The 19,056-nt window shown below is 63.0% G+C and carries 16 protein-coding genes; 3 read left to right on the top strand and 13 right to left on the bottom strand.

Going from position 1 to position 19,056, the window contains the following annotated elements; all coding sequences use genetic code 11:
* The first annotated feature begins 19 nt into the window (after positions 1-19).
* Positions 20-1,426 carry an adenosylmethionine--8-amino-7-oxononanoate transaminase gene (locus ACMYUN_RS16790; RefSeq protein ID WP_415761174.1) on the top strand — a complete coding sequence of 469 codons (1,407 nt, stop codon included), beginning with the start codon at positions 20-22 and terminating at the stop codon, positions 1,424-1,426.
* Positions 1,427-1,634: 208 nt separating this feature from the next.
* Positions 1,635-2,354 carry a 16S rRNA (uracil(1498)-N(3))-methyltransferase gene (locus ACMYUN_RS16785; protein WP_415761173.1) on the top strand — a complete coding sequence of 240 codons (720 nt, stop codon included), beginning with the start codon at positions 1,635-1,637 and terminating at the stop codon, positions 2,352-2,354.
* Between the two features lie 142 nt (positions 2,355-2,496).
* On the opposite strand, the gene trhA is transcribed toward ACMYUN_RS16785, so the two are convergent.
* On the bottom strand, positions 2,497-3,114 hold the full coding sequence (trhA, locus tag ACMYUN_RS16780; RefSeq protein ID WP_039757573.1) for a PAQR family membrane homeostasis protein TrhA: 618 nt from the start codon (positions 3,112-3,114) through the stop codon (positions 2,497-2,499).
* Positions 3,115-3,255: 141 nt separating this feature from the next.
* Here trhA and ACMYUN_RS16775 point away from each other — a divergent pair, with 141 nt between their 5' ends.
* Positions 3,256-4,176, top strand: a complete 921-nt coding sequence (locus tag ACMYUN_RS16775) for a LysR substrate-binding domain-containing protein (protein WP_310403441.1) — start codon at positions 3,256-3,258, stop codon at positions 4,174-4,176.
* Positions 4,177-4,311: 135 nt separating this feature from the next.
* On the opposite strand, the gene madM is transcribed toward ACMYUN_RS16775, so the two are convergent.
* From madM to ACMYUN_RS16715, 12 genes are all read right to left on the bottom strand, one after another.
* Positions 4,312-5,076: a malonate transporter subunit MadM gene (gene madM / locus ACMYUN_RS16770; protein WP_024014642.1), complete on the bottom strand. Its 765-nt coding sequence runs from the start codon at positions 5,074-5,076 to the stop codon at positions 4,312-4,314.
* A 5-nt stretch (positions 5,077-5,081) separates the two neighbouring features.
* Positions 5,082-5,474: a malonate transporter subunit MadL gene (madL, locus tag ACMYUN_RS16765; RefSeq protein ID WP_016772756.1), complete on the bottom strand. Its 393-nt coding sequence runs from the start codon at positions 5,472-5,474 to the stop codon at positions 5,082-5,084.
* A gap of 67 nt (positions 5,475-5,541) precedes the next feature.
* Complete coding sequence (gene mdcH, locus ACMYUN_RS16760) at positions 5,542-6,462, bottom strand: malonate decarboxylase subunit epsilon (RefSeq protein WP_415761172.1); 921 nt, start codon at positions 6,460-6,462, stop codon at positions 5,542-5,544.
* Positions 6,459-7,079 carry a malonate decarboxylase holo-ACP synthase gene (locus ACMYUN_RS16755; RefSeq protein WP_415761171.1) on the bottom strand — a complete coding sequence of 207 codons (621 nt, stop codon included), beginning with the start codon at positions 7,077-7,079 and terminating at the stop codon, positions 6,459-6,461. Before ACMYUN_RS16755 ends, mdcH begins: the two co-directional genes overlap by 4 nt.
* Entirely contained in the window at positions 7,073-7,858 is a 786-nt protein-coding gene (gene mdcE / locus ACMYUN_RS16750) for a biotin-independent malonate decarboxylase subunit gamma (protein ID WP_415761170.1), read from the bottom strand. Before mdcE ends, ACMYUN_RS16755 begins: the two co-directional genes overlap by 7 nt.
* Positions 7,855-8,706, bottom strand: a complete 852-nt coding sequence (locus tag ACMYUN_RS16745; RefSeq protein ID WP_415761169.1) for a biotin-independent malonate decarboxylase subunit beta — start codon at positions 8,704-8,706, stop codon at positions 7,855-7,857. Before ACMYUN_RS16745 ends, mdcE begins: the two co-directional genes overlap by 4 nt.
* Positions 8,699-8,998: a malonate decarboxylase subunit delta gene (locus ACMYUN_RS16740; RefSeq protein WP_039757560.1), complete on the bottom strand. Its 300-nt coding sequence runs from the start codon at positions 8,996-8,998 to the stop codon at positions 8,699-8,701. Before ACMYUN_RS16740 ends, ACMYUN_RS16745 begins: the two co-directional genes overlap by 8 nt.
* A complete protein-coding gene (locus tag ACMYUN_RS16735) occupies positions 8,998-9,855 on the bottom strand; it encodes a triphosphoribosyl-dephospho-CoA synthase (protein ID WP_415761168.1) in 858 nt (285 codons plus the stop codon). The genes ACMYUN_RS16740 and ACMYUN_RS16735 overlap by 1 nt, the downstream gene beginning before the upstream one ends.
* Positions 9,855-11,525, bottom strand: a complete 1,671-nt coding sequence (gene mdcA / locus ACMYUN_RS16730) for a malonate decarboxylase subunit alpha (RefSeq protein WP_415761167.1) — start codon at positions 11,523-11,525, stop codon at positions 9,855-9,857. Before mdcA ends, ACMYUN_RS16735 begins: the two co-directional genes overlap by 1 nt.
* Positions 11,526-11,836: 311 nt before the next feature.
* Positions 11,837-12,202: a DUF6124 family protein gene (locus ACMYUN_RS16725; RefSeq protein ID WP_415761166.1), complete on the bottom strand. Its 366-nt coding sequence runs from the start codon at positions 12,200-12,202 to the stop codon at positions 11,837-11,839.
* Positions 12,203-12,678: 476 nt separating this feature from the next.
* Positions 12,679-13,149 (bottom strand): chemotaxis protein CheW, encoded by a 471-nt coding sequence (locus ACMYUN_RS16720; RefSeq protein WP_071172230.1) that lies wholly within the window; start codon positions 13,147-13,149, stop codon positions 12,679-12,681.
* Positions 13,142-19,051 (bottom strand): Hpt domain-containing protein, encoded by a 5,910-nt coding sequence (locus ACMYUN_RS16715; protein WP_415761165.1) that lies wholly within the window; start codon positions 19,049-19,051, stop codon positions 13,142-13,144. Before ACMYUN_RS16715 ends, ACMYUN_RS16720 begins: the two co-directional genes overlap by 8 nt.
* Between the last annotated feature and the right edge of the window lie 5 nt (positions 19,052-19,056).

The raw sequence follows: 19,056 nt of genomic DNA, 5'->3' as shown, positions 1-19,056 counted from the left end.
CGCCTCGAGGAGACTGTAAATGGGCCTGAATAACCAGTGGATGCAACGCGATCTCGCGGTGTTGTGGCATCCCTGCACCCAGATGAAAGACCACGAACAGCTGCCGCTGATCCCGATCAAACGCGGCGAAGGCGTCTGGCTCGAAGACTTCGAAGGCAAGCGCTACCTCGACGCGGTCAGCTCCTGGTGGGTCAACGTGTTCGGCCACGCCAACCCGCGTATCAACCAGCGCATCAAGGATCAGGTCGATCAACTCGAACACGTGATTCTTGCCGGTTTCAGCCATCAGCCGGTGATCGAGCTGTCCGAGCGTCTGGTGAAAATGACCCCGCAAGGCTTGAGCCGGGTGTTCTACGCCGATAACGGTTCGTCCTGCATCGAAGTCGCACTGAAGATGAGCTTTCACTACTGGCTCAATCGCGGCCAGCCGAACAAGAAGCGCTTCGTCACCCTGACCAACAGCTACCACGGTGAAACCATGGCAGCGATGGCGGTCGGCGATGTGCCGCTGTTCACCGAGACCTACAAAGCGCTGCTGATGGATACCATCAAGGTGCCGAGCCCGGATTGCTATCTGCGCCCCGACGGCATGAGCTGGGAAGAACATTCGCGCAACATGTTCGCCGCCATGGAACAGACACTGGCGGAAAATCATGACAGCGTCGCGGCAGTAATCGTCGAGCCGCTGATTCAGGGCGCCGGCGGCATGCGCATGTATCACCCGGTGTACCTCAAGCTGTTGCGCGAGGCCTGCGACCGCTACGGCGTGCACCTGATCCACGACGAAATCGCCGTCGGCTTCGGCCGCAGCGGGACGATGTTCGCCTGCGAACAGGCCGGCATCCGCCCGGACTTCCTCTGCCTGTCGAAAGCCCTCACCGGCGGCTACCTGCCGCTGGCAGCGTGCCTGACCACCGATGAGGTCTACAGCGCGTTCTATGACGACTACCTGACCCTGCGCGCCTTCCTGCATTCGCACAGCTACACCGGCAACCCGCTGGCGTGCGCGGCGGCACTGGCGACGCTGGATATCTTCGAGCAGGACGACGTCATCGAGAACAACCAGGCCCTGGCTCAGCGCATGGCTTCGGCGACGGCGCATCTGGTCGATCACCCGAACGTTTCCGAAGTGCGCCAGACCGGCATGGTTCTGGCCATCGAGATGGTCAAGGATAAAGCCACGAAAGAGGCCTACCCTTGGCAGGAGCGTCGTGGCCTGAAGGTGTTCCAGCATGCGTTGGAGCGAGGCGCGTTGCTGCGGCCGCTGGGCAGCGTGGTGTATTTCCTGCCGCCGTACGTGATTACCCCGGAGCAGATCGATTTCCTTGCTGAGGTGGCTAGCGAAGGTATCGACATTGCTACGCGTGACAGCGTCAGCGTGGCGGTGCCGAAAGACTTCCACCCGGGATTTCGCGATCCGGGCTGATCGATACCAAAGGTTTGAGAAGGACCCTGTGGCGAGGGGATTTATCCCCGTTCGGCTGCGCAGCAGTCGTGAAATCAGCACACGCGGTACTCCTGAGTCACCGCGTGTGCTGATTTTGGGGCGGCTTCGCCACCCAACGGGGATAAATCCCCTCGCCACAGAAGCTCTTCACTACAATGGCTACGCGCCAATTTTTTAGAGACCCGAAATGAGACTGTCCCGCTTCTTTATCGACGCCCCGCTGAGCACCGGCGAACACGAACTGCCGGAAGCCCAGGCGCATTACATCAGCCGCGTGCTGCGCATGGCCGAGGGCGATGCGGTGCAGTTGTTCGACGGCTCCGGCCATGAATTTCGCGGATCGCTGGTGGACGTTGGCAAGAAGCGCGTCGTCGTGCAGATCGACGAGCAATTCGCCGGGCAGGTCGAATCGCCGCTGCAGATCCACCTCGGCCAGGGCTTGTCCCGCGGCGAGCGGATGGACTGGGCGATACAGAAAGCCACTGAATTGGGCGTGACGGAAATCACCCCGATCTTCAGCGAACGCTGCGAAGTGCGCCTCAAGGACGAACGCGCCGACAAGCGCTTGCTGCACTGGCGTCAGGTAGCAATCAGTGCTTGCGAACAGTGCGGGCGTTCACGGGTGCCGGTGATTCATCCGCCAGTGTTGCTGGCGGACTGGCTCAAGCAGACCGACGCCGAATTGAAATTGGTCCTGCACCCGGTGGCCGAGCCGCTGGTGAGCCATGCAAAACCGGCGGCGCTGGCGTTCCTGATCGGGCCTGAAGGTGGCTTGACCGATGGCGAAGTCGAGCAGGCCAAAGGCAACGGCTTCCACGCCGCCCGCCTCGGCCCACGCGTACTTCGCACCGAAACTGCGCCGGTGGTTGCGCTGGCGGTAGCCCAGCAACTTTGGGGGGATTTCTAAACCTTTTTGCCGGACTGATCGTTCCCACGCTCTGCGTGGGAATGCAGCCCGGGACGCTCTGCGTCCCAAACAGCGTGACGCAGAGCGTCACAGGAGGCGTTACCACGCAGAGCGTGGGAACGATCAGTCACAGGGATTGCATTTACAGGACGTAAAACAGAATCGCGACAAAATGCAGCAAACTCCCGGCAATCACGAACAAATGCCAGATGCCATGGGCATGCCGCAGCCGGTGATCGAGGGCAAAAAAGATAATCCCCACCGTATACAGCACCCCGCCCGACGCCAGCCAGGCAAACCCCGCCGTGCCCAGCGCGGCAATCAGCGGTTTGACCGCGACCAGCACGATCCAGCCCATCACCGCGTAAATCACGATCGACAGAATCCGTGCCTCGGAGCGCGGTTTGATCTCTTGCAGAATGCCGATCAGCGCCAGCCCCCAGACGATCCCGAACAGCGTCCAGCCCCACGGCCCGCGTAACGTCACCAGGCAGAACGGCGTGTAGCTGCCGGCGATCAGCAGGTAGATCGAAAAGTGATCGACCTTTTTCATGATCGCTTTCTTGCGCCCGCGCACGCTGTGGTACACGGTCGAAGCGCTGTAGAGCACCAGCAAAGTGAAGGCGTAGATCGCCACGCTGACGATCTTCCATGGACTGCCGTCGAGGCTGGCAATCACCAGCATCCAAACGCCGCCGATAAACGCGGCGATGGCTCCGACCAGATGGGTCCAGGCGTTGAGTTTTTCCCCGTGATACATGTGTCGCAGACCTCGTAGTCACTAGCGCAAGCGCGCAAGGCTCGGGCCTTGAGCGTAAAAGCGCAATGTTTCTGTTCAACCTCGCCTGCGCGGCACGTCGGAATTGGGCACAATCGGCCGATACCAAAAAGAGTCCGCGCCATGCTGATCGACGAAGAATTGACCCTGAAAAAACTCGAGGTGTTCCTCGCCTTCATGCGCACCGGCAACCTCGCCCGCGCCGCCGCCGAATTGCAGACCAGCAACGTCAGCGTGCACCGCGCGATTCACTCACTGGAAAACGCCCTGCGCTGCCCGCTGTTCAAACACGAGGGTCGCAATCTGACGCCGCTGGAAAGTGCTTACGTGCTGGAAGAGCGCGCGCAGAAGCTGATCAACGATGTGGTCGACAGCGTGCGCCTGACCCGCGAAGCCGCCGGATTCTCCGCTGAGCGCTTCAAGCTTGGCTCGCTGTATTCGCTGACGGTGAAAACCGTGCCGCAACTGATCATGGGCTTGAAAATCCGCCGCAGCGAACTCAACATCGACCTGATCCTCGGCTCGAACATCGACTTGCTCTACAAACTGAAAAACATGGAAGTCGACGCGATTCTGGTGTCGCTGGACGACAGCATCAACGATCCGGACTGCGAACAGATTGCGCTGTTTTCCGACGACATCTTCCTCGCCACCCCGGCGGATTCGAAGTTTGCTCAGCGCAGTGAAGTCGATCTGGCCGAGGTGCGGGATGAAACGTTCATCACCCTGACCCAGGGCTTTGCCACGCATCAGGATGGCAATCGGGTGTTCAAGCAAGCGGGGTTCGAGCCGAAAGTGGCGATGCAGGTCAATGACATCTTCACTTTGCTGAGCATGGTCAGCTCCGGGGTGGGGTACGCCTTGTTGCCGGGGCGGATTGCGGCGGTGTACGAAAATCGAGTGAAGCTGATTCCGTTGCAGGAGAAGTACCGGTTGCAGCAGCACATTGGCGTGGTGTTTCTCAAGGCCAAGGAGCGCGATCCGAATTTGCTGGCGTTGCTGGCGGAGTGTCGGATGTATGCCAATCGGCAGGCGAGCCCATGATCGTTCCCACGCTCTGCGTGGGAATGCCTCAATGGACGCTCTGCGTCCGCTTTGGGACGCGGAGCGTCCCGGGCTGCATTCCCACGCAGAGCGTGGGAACGATCAACTGTGGGAGCGAGCCTGCTCGCGAAAGCGTCAGCCCATCAACCCGCGCATCGCCAGAAACAGCAGCGAAGGCCCGAGCAGACACCCTAGCGCGGTGTAAAACGCTGCCGTCAGGCAACCATACGGCACCAGCTTCGGATCGGTGGCGGCCAACCCGCCGGCGACGCCACTTGAGGTGCCCATCAAGCCGCCGAAAATCACCGCGCTGCGCGGGTTGTTCAGGCCGATCATCGGTGCCACGAATGGTGTCATCACCATCACCAGAATCGCCTTGATCAGCCCCGCCGCAATCGACAGCGCCATCACCTCGGAACTGGCGCCAATCGCCGCACCGGTCACCGGGCCAACGATATAAGTAACCGCACCGGCGCCAATGGTGGTCAAGCTCACCGCATCGGTGTACCCGAACGCCATCGCCACACCGACGCCGGCGACGAACGAGGTGCCAACGCCGACAAACAGCGCCAGCACGCCGACAAGCCCGGCGCGTTTGAGCTCGTCGACACTGACGCCGAACGCGGTGGCGACAATCGCGAAATCCCGCAGCATGGCGCCGCCGAGCAGGCCGATGCCGGACAGCAGGGGAATATCCACCACGCCTTTTTGCCCACCGGTGAGTGCGCCGCCGATATACGACAGCACCAGCCCGAGAAGAATGGCGATCGCCGAACCGTGCAGACGGCCCTTGGTGAAGGTGTTGGACATCCAGTAGGACACCCACATGGTCAGGCCGACAATCAGGAAGCCGCTGATCAGACCGTAACCGGTGATCACTTTCATCATTGATTCGTACATGGCGATTACCCCGCGGTCTTGGCAGGAGCAATCGGCGTCTCTTGCTTGTTGCCCATGCGTGTCAGCACCGGCACCAGGGCAAAAGCGATCACTACGGCGAGGGTGCCGGCAAGAATCGCCATCGGCCCGCCCTTCAGCGCACCGTAGACATTCTGCTGCGCGGCCATGGCGACCACGATGGGAATGTAGATCGCGCTCCAGAACTCCACGCCCTGCTCGGTCTTGCCCTTGAGCCAGCCGCTCTTGTAGAGGTAGCTGCCCAGGCCGATCAACAGCAGCATCGCAATGCCGACGCCACCGACGTTGGCCGGCACGCCGATCAGCTTGCCGAGCAATTCACCGACCCAGATACCGACCAGCGTGCAGAAGGCGAGAAACGCCACACCGTAAATAATCATTGTTGTAGTCCTCAAAGTGCATCGTCGAATGTTGTTTTTGTTGTTCGAAGCTTGAGTCGCGGCGGTTTTAGAGTTGGCGGCCACCCTCCTCGCGCAACAGCGCTTGCAGGGTGTCGAGGCGGGCACTGTCGAAGGCAGTGACGGTGCCCTGCTCGAACACCCGACGCGCCAGCCCGGTCAGCACCGCACCGGGCGGCAGTTCGATCTGTAGACGTACGCCGCGCTCGTAGGCGCTTTGCACGGTGCCGCGCCAGTCCACCACGCGGCACATGTTGAAAGCGAGGTCATCGCGCAGCGCTTCGACTTTGCTCACAGGCCGCGCGCGACTGCCGCTCAGATAAGCGATTTTCGGGTTCTTCAGTTCAACCTTGGCGAAGGCCTCGGCAAGCGCCTGCGCCGGTTTTTCCAGCAACGGGCAATGCGACGGCACGCTCACCGCCAGCCGTTTCGCCACTCCGGCACCACGACCGCGCGCCAGTTCGGCCACCGCGTGCATGGCCTTGTCGCAGCCGGCGATGACCACTTGGTTATCGGCGTTGATATTGGCCAGGTACACCGGCGCATCTTCGCTGTGCACTTGCGCCAGCAGGGTTTCGACGGTGGACAACTGCAAGCCGATGATCGCGGTCATGCCGTAGCCCTGTGGATAAGCCTGTTGCATCAGCTCACCGCGCAGGCTGACCAGATGCAGCGCATCGCTGAAACTCAAGGCTCCCGCCAGCACTGCTGCCGGGTAGGCGCCGATGGAGAGGCCAGCGACGTAATCCGCGCTCAGTTCATCCTGCAATAACTGCCGCGAAGCAGCGACACCGGCGATCAGCAGGCATAGTTGCACCGCTCTGGTCGTGCGCAATGCCTCGGCTGAATCCAGCTGCAAAACATCCTCGCCGAGCACATCACTGGCCTCGACCAGCGTTTCCCGAGGCAAACGCTGGAGCATGCCGGATTGCTGCGCGCCCTGGCCGGGAAACACCAGCAGACTGCTCACGCTGCCTGCTCCTGCGGGTTCCACGGATCGACCACCAATGCCGCCTGATGGGCATATTTCAGCAGCACCCTGGACGAACCGCTGGCCCATTCCCGCAAGGCCACAGCGCCGAACGGCGTTTGCAATTGCATGTCGATCCGGCACACAGCCTGATCGAAAAGCTCCACGAGTTTGCGTGCCTGATTGCGCGTGATCATCTGCGGCGCACGCAGAATCAGATCGAGATCACTGGCCGCATGCATTGCTCTGAAGCCACTGGCCAATTCAAACCCGACACTGCCGCTGACACCCCAGACCCAACCGCAGCCATCGAGCAGCGGCCGCAGTTGTTTGAGCCCCTGCATCACCGGCAGATCTCGCTCGCACTCAACATGACGAAGGGCCTCGGGACTGACCCGACAGGCAATCGAGTCGAGCGGCATAAACGTCGCCAGCCGCTGCTCGCGCAACACACCACGAACGCCGACCGCGACCAGACCTTCCTTGCTCAAGGCACGGCGAACCACCACCGGTTGCCCGACCGCCAGCGCCGCGATCGCCCACGCCGGCGCATCCGCCGGCAACTGCGCCGGGGTCATGCCCCAGAGCAGATCGTGGGCCAGGGGCAGGTTCACCACTGCGCCCTCAGCAATTCGCGGACTTTGCTGGAGGCGGCACGATTATTCGCACCAAGGCGCCCGTTCAAATCAGTGCTGCTCACATCGTTGATCGCTAGCTTCAGGCACTCAGTCACGCGCGCCAGATCTTCCGCCGTCGGCTGTTCAATTTGCTGCACCGACAGGGTTTCCCAAAGCAATCCGAGGCTGGCGTAACTGTCGATGTCATAGGCCATCGGCGGCACGCTGGAGGCCAGCGCCTCCAGTTCCTCGACACTGCGCAAGGTGACCCGCGCCGCCGAGGCCTTACCCATCGCGTGAACCATCACGCCGGGATCGCGCAGCGCGATCAGGCGATTGGCCTGATAACCGTGGGCGAGAAATGCACCCGACATGGCCTTGCCCACCAGCAGCGCAATCACCGGATGCCCGGCCAGACGCGCACGGGCATAACTGTCCGCCGCGCCGGCCAGCGCCTGATGAATGCCGAGGGCTTCTTCGCGGCGGCCATACGCCTGGCTCGGCACATCGACGATGGCGATGATCGGGCGCTTCTGTGCGCTGTCGCGGTCGGCACTGATCGCGTCATCCACAGCCTTGGCCAGACCCCAGCCTTCGAGCAAACCGACCTCGCCATTGCGGGCGCGGGGAAAACGATTGTCCGGGTCGGCGACCACAGCAATGAATCGCCCCAGCTCAGCGTCCGCCACTTTCACTGACGGCGGCAAACCTTCGACGACACTGGCGCCAGCGCTGAGCGCATTGAACCAGTGCAAGCCGCGCAATGAATAACCGCTCATGAGCGCTCTCCTTGATACAGATCGCGAACCACCGACGGTTCGATTTGCAGGTCAGTGTTCAGCTTGCCGAGGCGTTGCAGGAACCACTCGGCGCGTTGACTGCGCGGCTGTGCCGGCAGGCCTTGCTGGAGCAATTCACCAACCTGCTGACGAATCTTCGCCACGTCATCGCCGACATAACGGTCCACCAGTCCGGTGTTGAAACGCTGTTCGCCGCCGGTCAGGCTCCAGATGAAGGGCCGGTCACGGGAGTCGTACTCCTCGATCCCGGCTTCCTGCTCGATGACTTGCGGGCCGTTCAGGCCGAGACGTGCTTCCTGGGTCACCAGCAAATAGCTGCACAGCGCAGCGGCGATCGACATGCCGCCGAAGCAACCGACGCTGCCGGCGACCACGCCGACCACCGGTTGGTACTGCTGCAGATCGACAATCGCCGCATGGATATCGGCAATCGCCGCCAGCCCTAGATTGGCTTCCTGCAAGCGCACGCCACCGGTTTCCAGCAGTAGCACGGCGCGGGTGGGGATACCGTTGCGGTTGTCTTCGGCGGCCAGTTCCAGCGCACCGGCAATCTTCGCCCCGCCGACTTCACCGAGGCTGCCGCCCTGAAAAGCGCCCTCAATTGCCGCGATGACTACCGGCAAACCGTCGAGGCTGCCCTTGACGATGATTACGCCGTCGTCGGCTTGCGGCACTACGCCCTGGCGCTCAAGCCATGGCGACATGACCCGTTGAAACGGATCGAGCAGTTCGCGAAAGGTCCCGACGTCGAGCAAGGCTTGCGCCCGCTGCCGCGCGCCGAGTTCGACGAAGCTGTGTTTGTTGAGCAACGCTGCGCTGTCAGTCATGGCCGATCTCCTCGAAACCCTGTTCCAGGCGCAAGCGCACCACCCCCGGCGTCGCGCCGAAATCGTGGATATCGATGGCCATCGCTGGCGGCGTGGTGCCGTCGAACATCCGTGCAAACAGATGCTGCCAGCGCTGTTGCGCGCCGTTGACCGAGGTTTGCACGTTGATCGTCAGTTTGCCGGCCAGACCCGGTTCGATCAGCACTTCCAGATCACCGGAGCCGACACAACCGACCAGCGCACGCCCGCGTGGCGGCTGCCCGGCGGGGAATTCAAACGATAGGTTTTCCATCAAAACGCTCCCTGAGAGAGGCCGTCGCGCTCGATACGATCAAGCAGCAGCGTGGCGGCGAGCAGGTCGGCGGCGCCACCGGGCGAGGCATTCAATGCGATGAGTTGTTGATCCAGTTCGTGCAGGCGACGACGACCGCTGAGGCTGGCGCTGCCGCCGGCATCGAGCACCGCTTGCGCGCCGGCCTGCATGGCCTGCAGGCCCGGTTCGCCGGCGCGGTAGAGCACGCAGGTGTCGGCCAGCTCGGTCATGATCGCCAGCAACGCATCGAGCCGGGCGTTCTGTTCGCCGTGGCCGCTGGCGCGGCTTTTGTGCAGTTGCGGCAGGCCGCGTTGCAGCACGGACGGGAAGCCCAGTTGCGCTTCCTCGCGAGCACCGCGTGCGCCGTAACGCTGGGCGACTTGTGCGCCGTGGCTGAGCGGTTTCGGCGCGTAGCGGTCGTCGAGCAATGCCAGGCGTGCGGCACACAGGGCGATGGATTTCGTTTGCAGCGCGGCGGCCGTCACCAACAGTCCCAACGCCCAGATCGCACCGCGATGGGTGTTGACGCCGTTGGTGGTCACGAGCATGGCTTGTTCGCCCTCGCGACCGATGCGGCCAATCGCTTCGCGCAACGGCAAACCGACTTCGCCCAGCTCCAGCGCCGCCTCGGCCATTTCCTTGAATGCCGGCCACAAGGCCAACGCCGACGCGTGCATCAGGCCCAAGTGCAGATCAGTGTGCGCGCCGTTGCCGCGACGGTCGACCAGCGCCGGTTTCGGCGACAGATCGGCTTCGTCGATCAGCGCGTCCACCGCCAGATCGGCCAAGCGGTCAGCCAGGGACAGCGGTTTCGCTTGCAGGTTGAATGCGTGCATTACCAGCTCCTGAATTTGGCGGGCGGGTTGTACAGGCCGCCGGACCACTCGACCAGATCGGCCACGCTTTTCGCCGCGAGCAATTCGCGGGTAGCGTCAGTGCGGCGGATGCCGAGGTCTTCGGGCAAGGCGATCAGGCCCTCGCGGCGCATGCGTTCGGTGTCTTTCGGGTTGTGCCGCAGGCCGATGGCGGTAACCCCGGCGACTGCGGCGATCATCGCCTGGCGCTCTTCCAGCGAGCGCGCCTTGTACAGGTAGGCGATGCCTTCTTCGGTGAGCAAGTGGGTGACGTCGTCGCCGTAGATCATGATCGGCGCCAGCGGCATGCCGCTTTTCTTCGCCACCTCCACCGCGTCGAGGGTTTCGACGAAGGTCGGTTTGCCGCCCTCCTGGAAGGTCTCGACCATCTGCACCACGAGTTTCTTGCCGCGTTCGAGCATCGGTTGCGGCCCATCGGCATGGCGCATGTCCAGCCACGCCGGGGTGCCGTGACGCCGGCCGCGCGGATCGTGACCCATGTTTGGCGCACCACCGAAACCGGCCAGACGGCCACGGGTGACGGTCGAGGAATGGCCGTCGCCATCAACTTGCAACGTCGCGCCGATGAACAGGTCCACCGCGTACTGCCCGGCCAGTTGGCAGACCATACGGTTGGAGCGCAGCGAGCCGTCGCGGCCAGTGAAGAACACATCGGGCCGAGCGGCAATGTAGTTTTCCATGCCCAATTCGGTGCCGAAGCAATGCACGCTCTCGACCCAGCCGCTTTCGATCGCCGGGATCAGCGTTGGGTGCGGATTGAGCGTCCAGTTGCGGCAGATCTTGCCTTTGAGGCCGAGGGATTCGCCGTAGGTCGGCAGGATCAGTTCGATGGCAGCGGTGTTGAAACCAATGCCGTGGTTGAGCGACTGCACGTTGTGTTTTTCGTAGATGCCGCGAATCGCCATCATCGCCATCAGCACGTGCACAGGCTTGATGTGGCGTGGGTCGCGGGTGAACAGCGGCTCGATGTAGAACGGCTTGTCGGCGACCACGACGAAATCGACCCACGACGCCGGGATGTCTACGCGGGGCAGCTCACTGACGTCGTCGACCAATTGGTTGACCTGGACGATGACGATGCCATCGCTGAACGCCGCCGGTTCGATCAGTGCCGGGGTGTCTTCGGTGCTCGGGCCGGTGTAGATGTTACCGGCGCGGTCGGCCATGAAACCGGCCGAGAGCACGACGTTGGGGATCAGGTCCACAACGAGGCGGGCGTAGAGTTCGATGTAGGTGTGAATGGCGCCGACTTCGAGCAAGCCATCTTCAAGCAACTGGCTGATGCGCAGGCTCTGGGTGCCGGCGAAGGAGAAATCGAGCTTGCGGGCGATGCCGCGTTCGAACAGATCAAGGTGCTCGGAGCGGCCGACGCTGGGCATGATCATGTGCAGATCGTGGAGCTTTTCCGGGTCGGCCTTGGCCAGTGAGCGCGAAAGGAAATCCGCCTGCTTCTGGTTGTTGCCCTCCAGCACCACGCGATCGCCGGGATGGATCAGCGCTTCAAGCGCGGCGACGATTTTGTCGCTGGGCAACACCGCACCATCGGCCAGCCCGCGCACCTTGTCGAGGCGGCGCTGCTTCTCGTCACGCCGCCGCGTCCAGCGCGAGTCGGGGGAAATTGTTGTTGTCATGCTCACTCCACGGGGTTCGCTGTCGTGGAGCCAAGTTAGGCGTGTGCGATGAGGGCATCAATCAAGCTGGGCGGTGAATCATTACGCTGAGAGTAATGGTCACGATCGCTTTCGCGAGCAGGCTCGCTCCCACATTGATCGTTCCCACGCGCAGCAAAGGAATGCAGCCCGGGACGCTCCGCGTCCCTTCCAAAGCCGAACGCGGAGCGTCCGTTGCGGCATTCCCACGCGGAGCGTGGGAACGATCGAACGCATTCCAATTGTGGGAGCGAGCCTGCTCGCGAAGAGGCCAGTCGCCTCAGCGCATTCGCTCAGTCGGTTGGCACCATTTTGTCCAGCACCCGGTTCACCGCCATCTCCGCCACCATGACAATCTGCGCGATGCCCTGTAGGGTCTTGCGCTGTGAGCCGTCCACCGAGGCGGCGTGGTTATGCAACATGACTGTCGCCGAACCCAGGGTTTCACAGGCATCGGCCAGCAGCGATTCGGTGTCGGCTTCGGGGTTGGCCATGTACAGCGTGTTGGGGGTGTACGGCGGGGCCATGAAGTCAGCGCTGGGTGGGCCGAGGTAATGGTCGAGGGCGCGCTCGGCGGCTTCGTGGAATTTCTTTGAGTCGGGGGATTGGTAGGGCGATGCCGGACTTGCTACCGGCGGGTTTGGCGATGGTTTTTTCATCTTAAGGTTCCGGATAAAGCCGCAACCGCATCTCTGCTAAAAGAAGGGTGGCAGCTGAACGCAGGTTAGCAGACCGGGGAACCTAAGGAAGCCGGCGCGCCGAAGCGCCCTGCGCACAGCCGCCATCAAGTGCAGGCGTGACGCCTGACTGACGGTGCTCGTGCAACCTCAGATTGACCACGGGCTGCTAAACCCGATCACTGGGAATCAGTGACCCGATCCAAGTTACGCAGCAAGCCCTGGGCGCACAAGCCGGCGGATTCTGGCGCAGGCGTAGGCAGCGGCGCAAGGATTTGTAGGCTGGCGGGGCGTAACACTGGGTGTCTTTAAACACAGGCATGGCTTGATGTTGATCGTTCCCACGCTCTGCGTGGGAATGCCTCCACGGACGCTCCGCGTTCGGCTTCTGAAAGGGACGCGGAGCGTCCCGGCTGCATTCCTTTGCTGCGCGTGGGAACGATCAGTCAAGCCTTGGATCAGCGGGCCAATCCCGCATCCACCAGTAACTGCTCCAGCCCCAACAAATCCGGCACCTTCGCCACCTGCTCGCCCACCTGCACCGCCGCCTGCTCCAGCGCACACAACGGCACATCGACATAACTCAACTGACTGTCCAGCTTGTAGGAGCGAGGAATCCCCTGCACCAGCAGCGCGATGAATCTCAGCTCCGGCAAGCCGCCCAGCGCATTCAGGATGACGATCCGTGCCCGTTCGCCGATGACGATTTTCTGCCCGCAGGCCGATTCGAAACTGATCAGCGGAATCTGTCGCTCGCGCCAGGTCACCCGCCCCAGGTACCACGGCGGCGTGTCGAGGTCGAAGGCGCTGGCCTGGTAGTCGATCAGCTCGGCGATGGCGACATTCGGCAGGATCAGGTTGCGATCGGCCAGCGGCAGCAGCAGCCCGGTAAGTTGGCTGGTGCGCGGGTTGTGCCGGTGCTCATGCATGTTTCTTGCTCCACTGGGCGATGCTCTCCAGCAACACCGATTCCTGATACGGCTTGCCGAGGTAGTCGTTGACGCCGATGGCCATGGCGCGGTCGCGGTGTTTCTGCCCGGTGCGCGAGGTGATCATAATGATCGGCAAGTGGCGCAGGCGTTCGTCGGCGCGCACCTGGGTGGCGACTTCGAAGCCGTCCATGCGCGGCATTTCGATGTCGAGCAGCATCAGGTCGGGCAAGTGCTCTTCAAGCAGCAGCATCGCATCGACACCGTCCTTGGCGGTCAGCACGTTCATGCCGTGACGCTCGAGCAAACGGCTGGTGACCTTGCGCACCGTCACCGAGTCATCGACGACCATGATCAGCAGCGGCTTGTGCGGTTCGCTGTCGATCTCCGTGGGTGACGGCTCCTGCGCCAGGCGCGCCTGCATCGCCCGAATCGGTGCGAGCAGATCCAGAATCAGCACCACCCGGCCATCGCCGAGAATCGTCGCCCCCGACACGCCCTGCACCGCCGCGAATTGTGCGCCGAGGCTTTTGACCACGATTTCACGGGTGCCGGCCATGGCGTCGACCAGCACGGCAATGTGGCGGTCGTTGTAATGCACCAACAGCACCGGCAACGGCAGGTTCTGCCCAAGCAGTTTTGGCCGTGGCGCAGTCTTCAACAGCTCGCCGAGATAGCACAGTTCGTAACGCTGGCCGGCGTATTGATAACTCGGTGGATCCTGACGGAAGTGCCCTTCCAGATCATTCGGCAACACACGCACGATGCCTTCGATGGTGTTCAGCGGGATCGCGTACTGATCCTCAGCGCACTGCACCATCAGCGCGCGGTTGACCGACACGGTGAACGGCAAGCGAATGCGGAAATGCACGCCCTGCCCCGGCACCGAATCGATACTCATGCTGCCGCCGAGCTGGCGCACTTCTTCGTGGACCACGTCCATGCCGACGCCACGCCCGGAAATCTGAGTGATCTTTTCCGCCGTGGAGAAACCCGGCTGGAGAATGAACTGCAACACATCGCGGTCGCTGATCTCGGCATCGGGCGCCAGCAGACCGCGCTTGATCGCTTTGCGCCGCACGGCTTCCAGCGGCACGCCGGCGCCGTCATCGCGGATGTCGAAAACCATGTCGCCGCCCTCGCGCAACAGATCGAGGGAGATCTGCCCTTGCGCCGGTTTGCCCGCCGCCAACCGCACCTCGGCGGATTCAAGGCCATGGTCGACGGCGTTGCGCAGCATGTGTTCCAGCGGCGCGGCCATGCGCTCCAGCACGTTGCGATCCATCTCGCCATCGGCATTGCCGACGACGAACGCGACATCCTTGCCCAGCTCCTCGGCGACCTGCCGCACGATGCGCTTCAGACGCGGCACCATGCGCTCGAACGGCACCATGCGCGTGCGCATCAGGCCTTCCTGCAATTCGGTGTTGATCCGCCCCTGTTGCTGCAACAGGTTTTCCGCGTCGTGGTTGCGGCGGTCGAGGGTTTCCTTGAGGTCGAGCAGGTCCGAGGCAGATTCGAACAGCGCCCGCGACAGCTGCTGGAGCTGCGAATGGCGGTCCATTTCCAGCGGATCGAAGTCTTCATAACCGAGGCGCTCACCGTCGACTTGCTGACGGCTGAGGATGCGCCCCTGTGTTTCCGTGTCGAGCCGGCGCAACTGATCGCGCATGCGCTCGATGGTGGTTTCCATCTCGTTGAGAGCAATCTGCGCATCGTTGACTTGCTCCTCGATTCGCCCGCGAAAAATCGAGGTTTCCCCGGCCAGATTGACCAGTTCATCGAGCAGTTCGGAAGAAACCTTGACCATGTCTGCGCCAGCATCGGCCACCGGTGGCGCTGCCTCAGGCTTGATGACCGGAGCTGGCGCCAGCGGCGCTTCAACCTGCGCCGGATGGCTGAAATTCTGGATCGCGCTGATCAGCCGATCGGCCGGCGGGCACGGTTGCCCGGCGCGCACGCCATCGAGCATTTGCGCCAGTCGGTCATGGCCGCGCTGCACCAGCGCGAACAGCTCGGCGGACGGTTGCAGCGCACCGCTAGAGAGGCTTTCGTAGAGAAATTCCAGCTCGTGGGCGAGGTCGCCGATCGGGCCGATTTCGACCATCCGCGCGCCACCCTTGAGGGTGTGCAGATCGCGCAGCAGGGTTTCGACTTCCTGACGATTGCCCGGCTCGGCCTGCCAACGCAACAGCGCGGCGCCGGAGCTTTCGATGATGTCGAAACCTTCTTCAAGGAAGATCTCCAGCAACTCCGGATCATGCCCGGCGTTGTCGTGTTCGACCGCTGCGGGGGCAGATTCGCTGGCGGCCTGGCCCTGACGCAACTGACGGATCGCGTCGATCAGATCCTGCGCCGGGGTCAGCGCTTGATGCGCTTGCAGTTGCTCGAGCATCAGTGCCAAACGCTCATGACTGTGCTGCAACAAACCTTCGAGCGCGGCGCTGTGGTTGTAGCGTCGATCAACCAGCCCTTCGTAGAGATTTTCCAGCTCCTGGGCGAGGTCGCCGACGGCCTCGACCTCGGCCATGCGCGCGCCGCCCTTCAGCGTGTGCAAGTCGCGCTGCAATGACGACAGCGGCGCAGCGTTGTCCGGGTCCTTGAGCCAGCGCTGCAAGGCTTGCCCGGCGCTGTCGAGAATGTCCACCGCCTCTTCGAGGAAGATTTCGACGATTTCATCGTCCGGCTCGAGGGCGGCAACCGATTGCTGCAATTGCGCGGTGGCGTTGCCCAGCTCGCGAATATCGAGGGTGCGGCTGCCATCGCTGCGGATCAGGCCCATCGCCGCCGGGTCGAGGCCTTCGTCGAGCAGTTCCTGCAAGGCCCGAATCCGCTCCGGCTGCGGGGTGATTTCCTGGCCGGCGGCGAGTTCGTCGAGCATGTTGATCAGCGCTTCGTGGGCCAGTTGCGCTTCGTGGAAAAACCGCTCGCTGACCGCAAGGCTGCTTTCTTCCACCGCGCCATACAGATCGAGCAAGGCTTCGCATAAACCGTCGACCGGCAGCAGATCGGCAAGGTGCGCGCCTTCGCCGAGGGTGGTCAGTTCATCGAGCAAGGCGCTGAGTTCCTGGCGTTCGCCGGGGTGCTGCTGCCAGCGCTGCAAGAGGTTTTCCGCGTCGAGGAGGATGTCCATGCCCTTGGCGAGGAAGTTGTTGATCAGTTGCGGATCGCGCTTGAGGCGCAGGCCGCTGTCAGCGCCATCGGTGCTGGCTTGCAGGCGCTCGGCGAGCAGCGCCTCGGTGCGTTTGATCAGCGACTGCGCACCGACAATCGGCGCCAGCGGATCGTGTTTGAGCTGACGCAGGCCGACGCGGAACAAGCCCTCGGCTTCGAGCAGCAATTCGACCTCGTCCAGATCCAGCGGCAACTGATGCGCCTTGAACTCGCGGGCCAGTTGATCCAGTGAAGCCGCCAGTTCGGCCATCGGCAATACGCCGGCCATCGAGGCACTGCCCTTGAGCGTGTGCAGCGCGCGTTGCAGTTCGTCGCTGGCCGGCAACGGCACCTGTTCGGCGGCCTGATCGAGGAACCGGTTGAGGCTCGCGAGGTGGGTTTCGGCTTCTTTGCGGAAGATTTCCAGCAGCAGCGGATCGAGGGCGGCGACGTCGTCGGTGTCTTCGGCAGCCAGCGGCTCATCGCCTTTGGCCAACGCGTGGGCGCGTGCGGCGAGTTGGTCGACATCGTTGCGCTGGCGCTGACGCTGGGTGGCAAATTCGTTGATCAGCTCGGGCAGCAGCAACACCGTGTCGTCGAGCAATTGGCGCAGCACTGCGCCGGGCTCGACGCTTTGTTCGAGCACGCGATTGAGCAGATTTTCTACCGCCCAGGCCAGCTCGCCGAGAACCAATGCGCGGACCATGCGCCCGCTGCCCTTCAAGGTATGGAAAGCCCGGCGCAGTTCGGTCAGCGCGGCGCGGTCCTGGGGATTGGCGGTCCAGCGCGGCAGGTATTCGTGGAGAACTGCGAGAACTTCGTCGGTTTCCTCCAGGAACACTTCGCGCAGTTCATCGTCGACCGCTTCTTCATCGGCCGGCGGCGGCATCAGGCTGTCGGGGCTGTTGCGCGCCGGCGGGTTGAGCGCCGACAACGGGCTGGCCAGCACATCGGCCAGCGACTGCACGACGTCAGGGTCGTCGAGAGTTTGCAGATCATGTATGACCTGGGCTTCGCTGGGGCTGAGTACCTCATCGAGCACCGGCACTTGCGCTTCGCCGGGCTGCTCGTTGGCGAAGAAGCCGAGGCTGGCGAGGCTGTTCTGCGCGACATCGAGCAGATGCTCGGCGGGCGCCTGCGGGTCGTCGCTCAGGCGTTCGAGGTAATACTCCAGGCTGCTGATCACATCGGCCAGATGATCGAGTTGTTCCCAACCCGGTTCGTGGGCATCGAGCATCAAATGCTCGCGAATGAAGCCGTTGCAGGCCTCGACCAGACTCGCTGCGCGGGCCAGCGGAATCATCGCCAGCGCGCCGCGCACCTGTGTCAGCAATTCGGGCAGCGATTGCAGATGCTGGCGGTCCCAATCGGCGTCGATGTAGTCGACGATCATGTCCTTGGCCTGTTGCAGGCAGATGCGCGCTTCCTTGATCACAATCTGATGGATCTGCGTCAGGTCGGTGGTCGGCAGGCGCGTGTCGTCGGCCCTTTGCGTCTCCACCGTGCCGACCATGCCGGCCAGCGTTGCTTCGACGTAGAGCAAGGCCCCGGCGACGTCCATGAGGATCGCGTCGTTCGGTTCGCGTTGGCCCTGGGCGAGGCTGAGCACCACCGCCAGTTGATCGATGATGACTTTGCGCGGCTGACCGAAACCCAGCACCGCGAGGGTATCGGCGATCTGCCGCAGCGGTGCGAGCAGGCTGTCCAGATCCGAGGCGTGCTGGCGGTCGCTGCGCACGAACAGATCGAGGCGCTCCTTGACCCGCACCAGCTCTTCGCACAGCGCTGCCAGCACCGAGCGCATGGCATCGCGGTCGGGGCCGGCGAGGCGCGCGCGTTCTTCATCGACCATCGCGCTGTCGGGCAACGCGTCGTCCAGGGAGTAGCGATCTTTCATGGTCAGCATCTGCCCGGTGGGATGTTCGGCTTTGGCAATATAGAACAACAGGCTTTTCAGCAGCTCGGCCGGCGCCGGCTGGTTGAGCCCGACGATGCCCTGCTCGAGCAGGCGCTTGAGCTCTTGGTCGGCGTCCTTGAACAGGCTGCGCAGCGCCGGACTGTTGGCGATGACGCCCTCGCGCATGCCCTCGACCAACGCCGAGGCGACCTGCCACAACGGGCTCAACGGCGCGTCGCCGCTCAGCGCTTCGAGACGGCTGAAGACTTTGGCCAGATAGCCAAGGTGCGTCTGGTCGTCCTGTTCGCGCAGCAGACCGACCAGAGCCATTTGCAGCATCTGCCGCAGTTTGCGCAGCACGTTCGGCACATCGGGCGGTTCCAATGCCGCGAGTGCCTCGTCGCCGAGCGGCGCCAGCTCGGGCAGTGGCGGGCTGAACAGGCTGGTTTCCGCCAGCAGGCTTTCACCACGGGCGCTGCGCAGGTCGTTGATCAGCGGCAACACCACCAACGGCAGGTCGCGGCGGGCGCTCTGCACGCGGTCCAGGTAAAGCGGCAGTTGGCCCAGGGCTTGCAGCATCAGGTGCAAGGCTTCGTCGCGGTGTGGCACGCGTTGATGTTGCAGGGCTTCGACCAGATGCTCCATTTCTTCGGCAAGCAACGCTGCGCCGTAGAACTCGACCATCTGCAGGCTGCCGTGTACCTGATGAATGTACGCCAGGCACTCGTCCAGCCCGGGGAAGGCCTGCGGATCGTCGAGCACGGCTTCGATCGCCTGATGCGCCAGCTTCAGCGTTTCGGCAATTTCGCCCTTGACCCATTCCAGGGCCACGTAGTCGTGCCGATCACCCATAACCA

It is taken from the genome of Pseudomonas sp. CP4 (genome assembly GCF_047758505.1).
Classification (GTDB): domain Bacteria; phylum Pseudomonadota; class Gammaproteobacteria; order Pseudomonadales; family Pseudomonadaceae; genus Aquipseudomonas; species Aquipseudomonas fluorescens_AO.
Note: the sequence above shows the minus strand (reverse complement) of the source record. Positions and strands in the feature narration are given on the sequence as shown.

Excerpts from the sequence above, each read along its gene's own strand:
- ACMYUN_RS16790 (WP_415761174.1), top strand. The coding sequence starts at position 20 with ATGGGCCTGAATAACCAGTGGATGCAACGCGATCTCGCGGTGTTGTGG.
- ACMYUN_RS16785 (WP_415761173.1), top strand. The coding sequence starts at position 1,635 with ATGAGACTGTCCCGCTTCTTTATCGACGCCCCGCTGAGCACCGGCGAA.
- trhA (WP_039757573.1), bottom strand. The coding sequence starts at position 3,114 with ATGTATCACGGGGAAAAACTCAACGCCTGGACCCATCTGGTCGGAGCC.
- ACMYUN_RS16775 (WP_310403441.1), top strand. The coding sequence starts at position 3,256 with ATGCTGATCGACGAAGAATTGACCCTGAAAAAACTCGAGGTGTTCCTC.
- madM (WP_024014642.1), bottom strand. The coding sequence starts at position 5,076 with ATGTACGAATCAATGATGAAAGTGATCACCGGTTACGGTCTGATCAGC.
- madL (WP_016772756.1), bottom strand. The coding sequence starts at position 5,474 with ATGATTATTTACGGTGTGGCGTTTCTCGCCTTCTGCACGCTGGTCGGT.
- mdcE (WP_415761170.1), bottom strand. The coding sequence starts at position 7,858 with ATGAGCGGTTATTCATTGCGCGGCTTGCACTGGTTCAATGCGCTCAGC.
- ACMYUN_RS16745 (WP_415761169.1), bottom strand. The coding sequence starts at position 8,706 with ATGACTGACAGCGCAGCGTTGCTCAACAAACACAGCTTCGTCGAACTC.
- ACMYUN_RS16740 (WP_039757560.1), bottom strand. The coding sequence starts at position 8,998 with ATGGAAAACCTATCGTTTGAATTCCCCGCCGGGCAGCCGCCACGCGGG.
- ACMYUN_RS16735 (WP_415761168.1), bottom strand. The coding sequence starts at position 9,855 with ATGCACGCATTCAACCTGCAAGCGAAACCGCTGTCCCTGGCTGACCGC.
- mdcA (WP_415761167.1), bottom strand. The coding sequence starts at position 11,525 with ATGACAACAACAATTTCCCCCGACTCGCGCTGGACGCGGCGGCGTGAC.
- ACMYUN_RS16725 (WP_415761166.1), bottom strand. The coding sequence starts at position 12,202 with ATGAAAAAACCATCGCCAAACCCGCCGGTAGCAAGTCCGGCATCGCCC.
- ACMYUN_RS16720 (WP_071172230.1), bottom strand. The coding sequence starts at position 13,149 with ATGCATGAGCACCGGCACAACCCGCGCACCAGCCAACTTACCGGGCTG.
- ACMYUN_RS16715 (WP_415761165.1), bottom strand. The coding sequence starts at position 19,051 with ATGGGTGATCGGCACGACTACGTGGCCCTGGAATGGGTCAAGGGCGAA.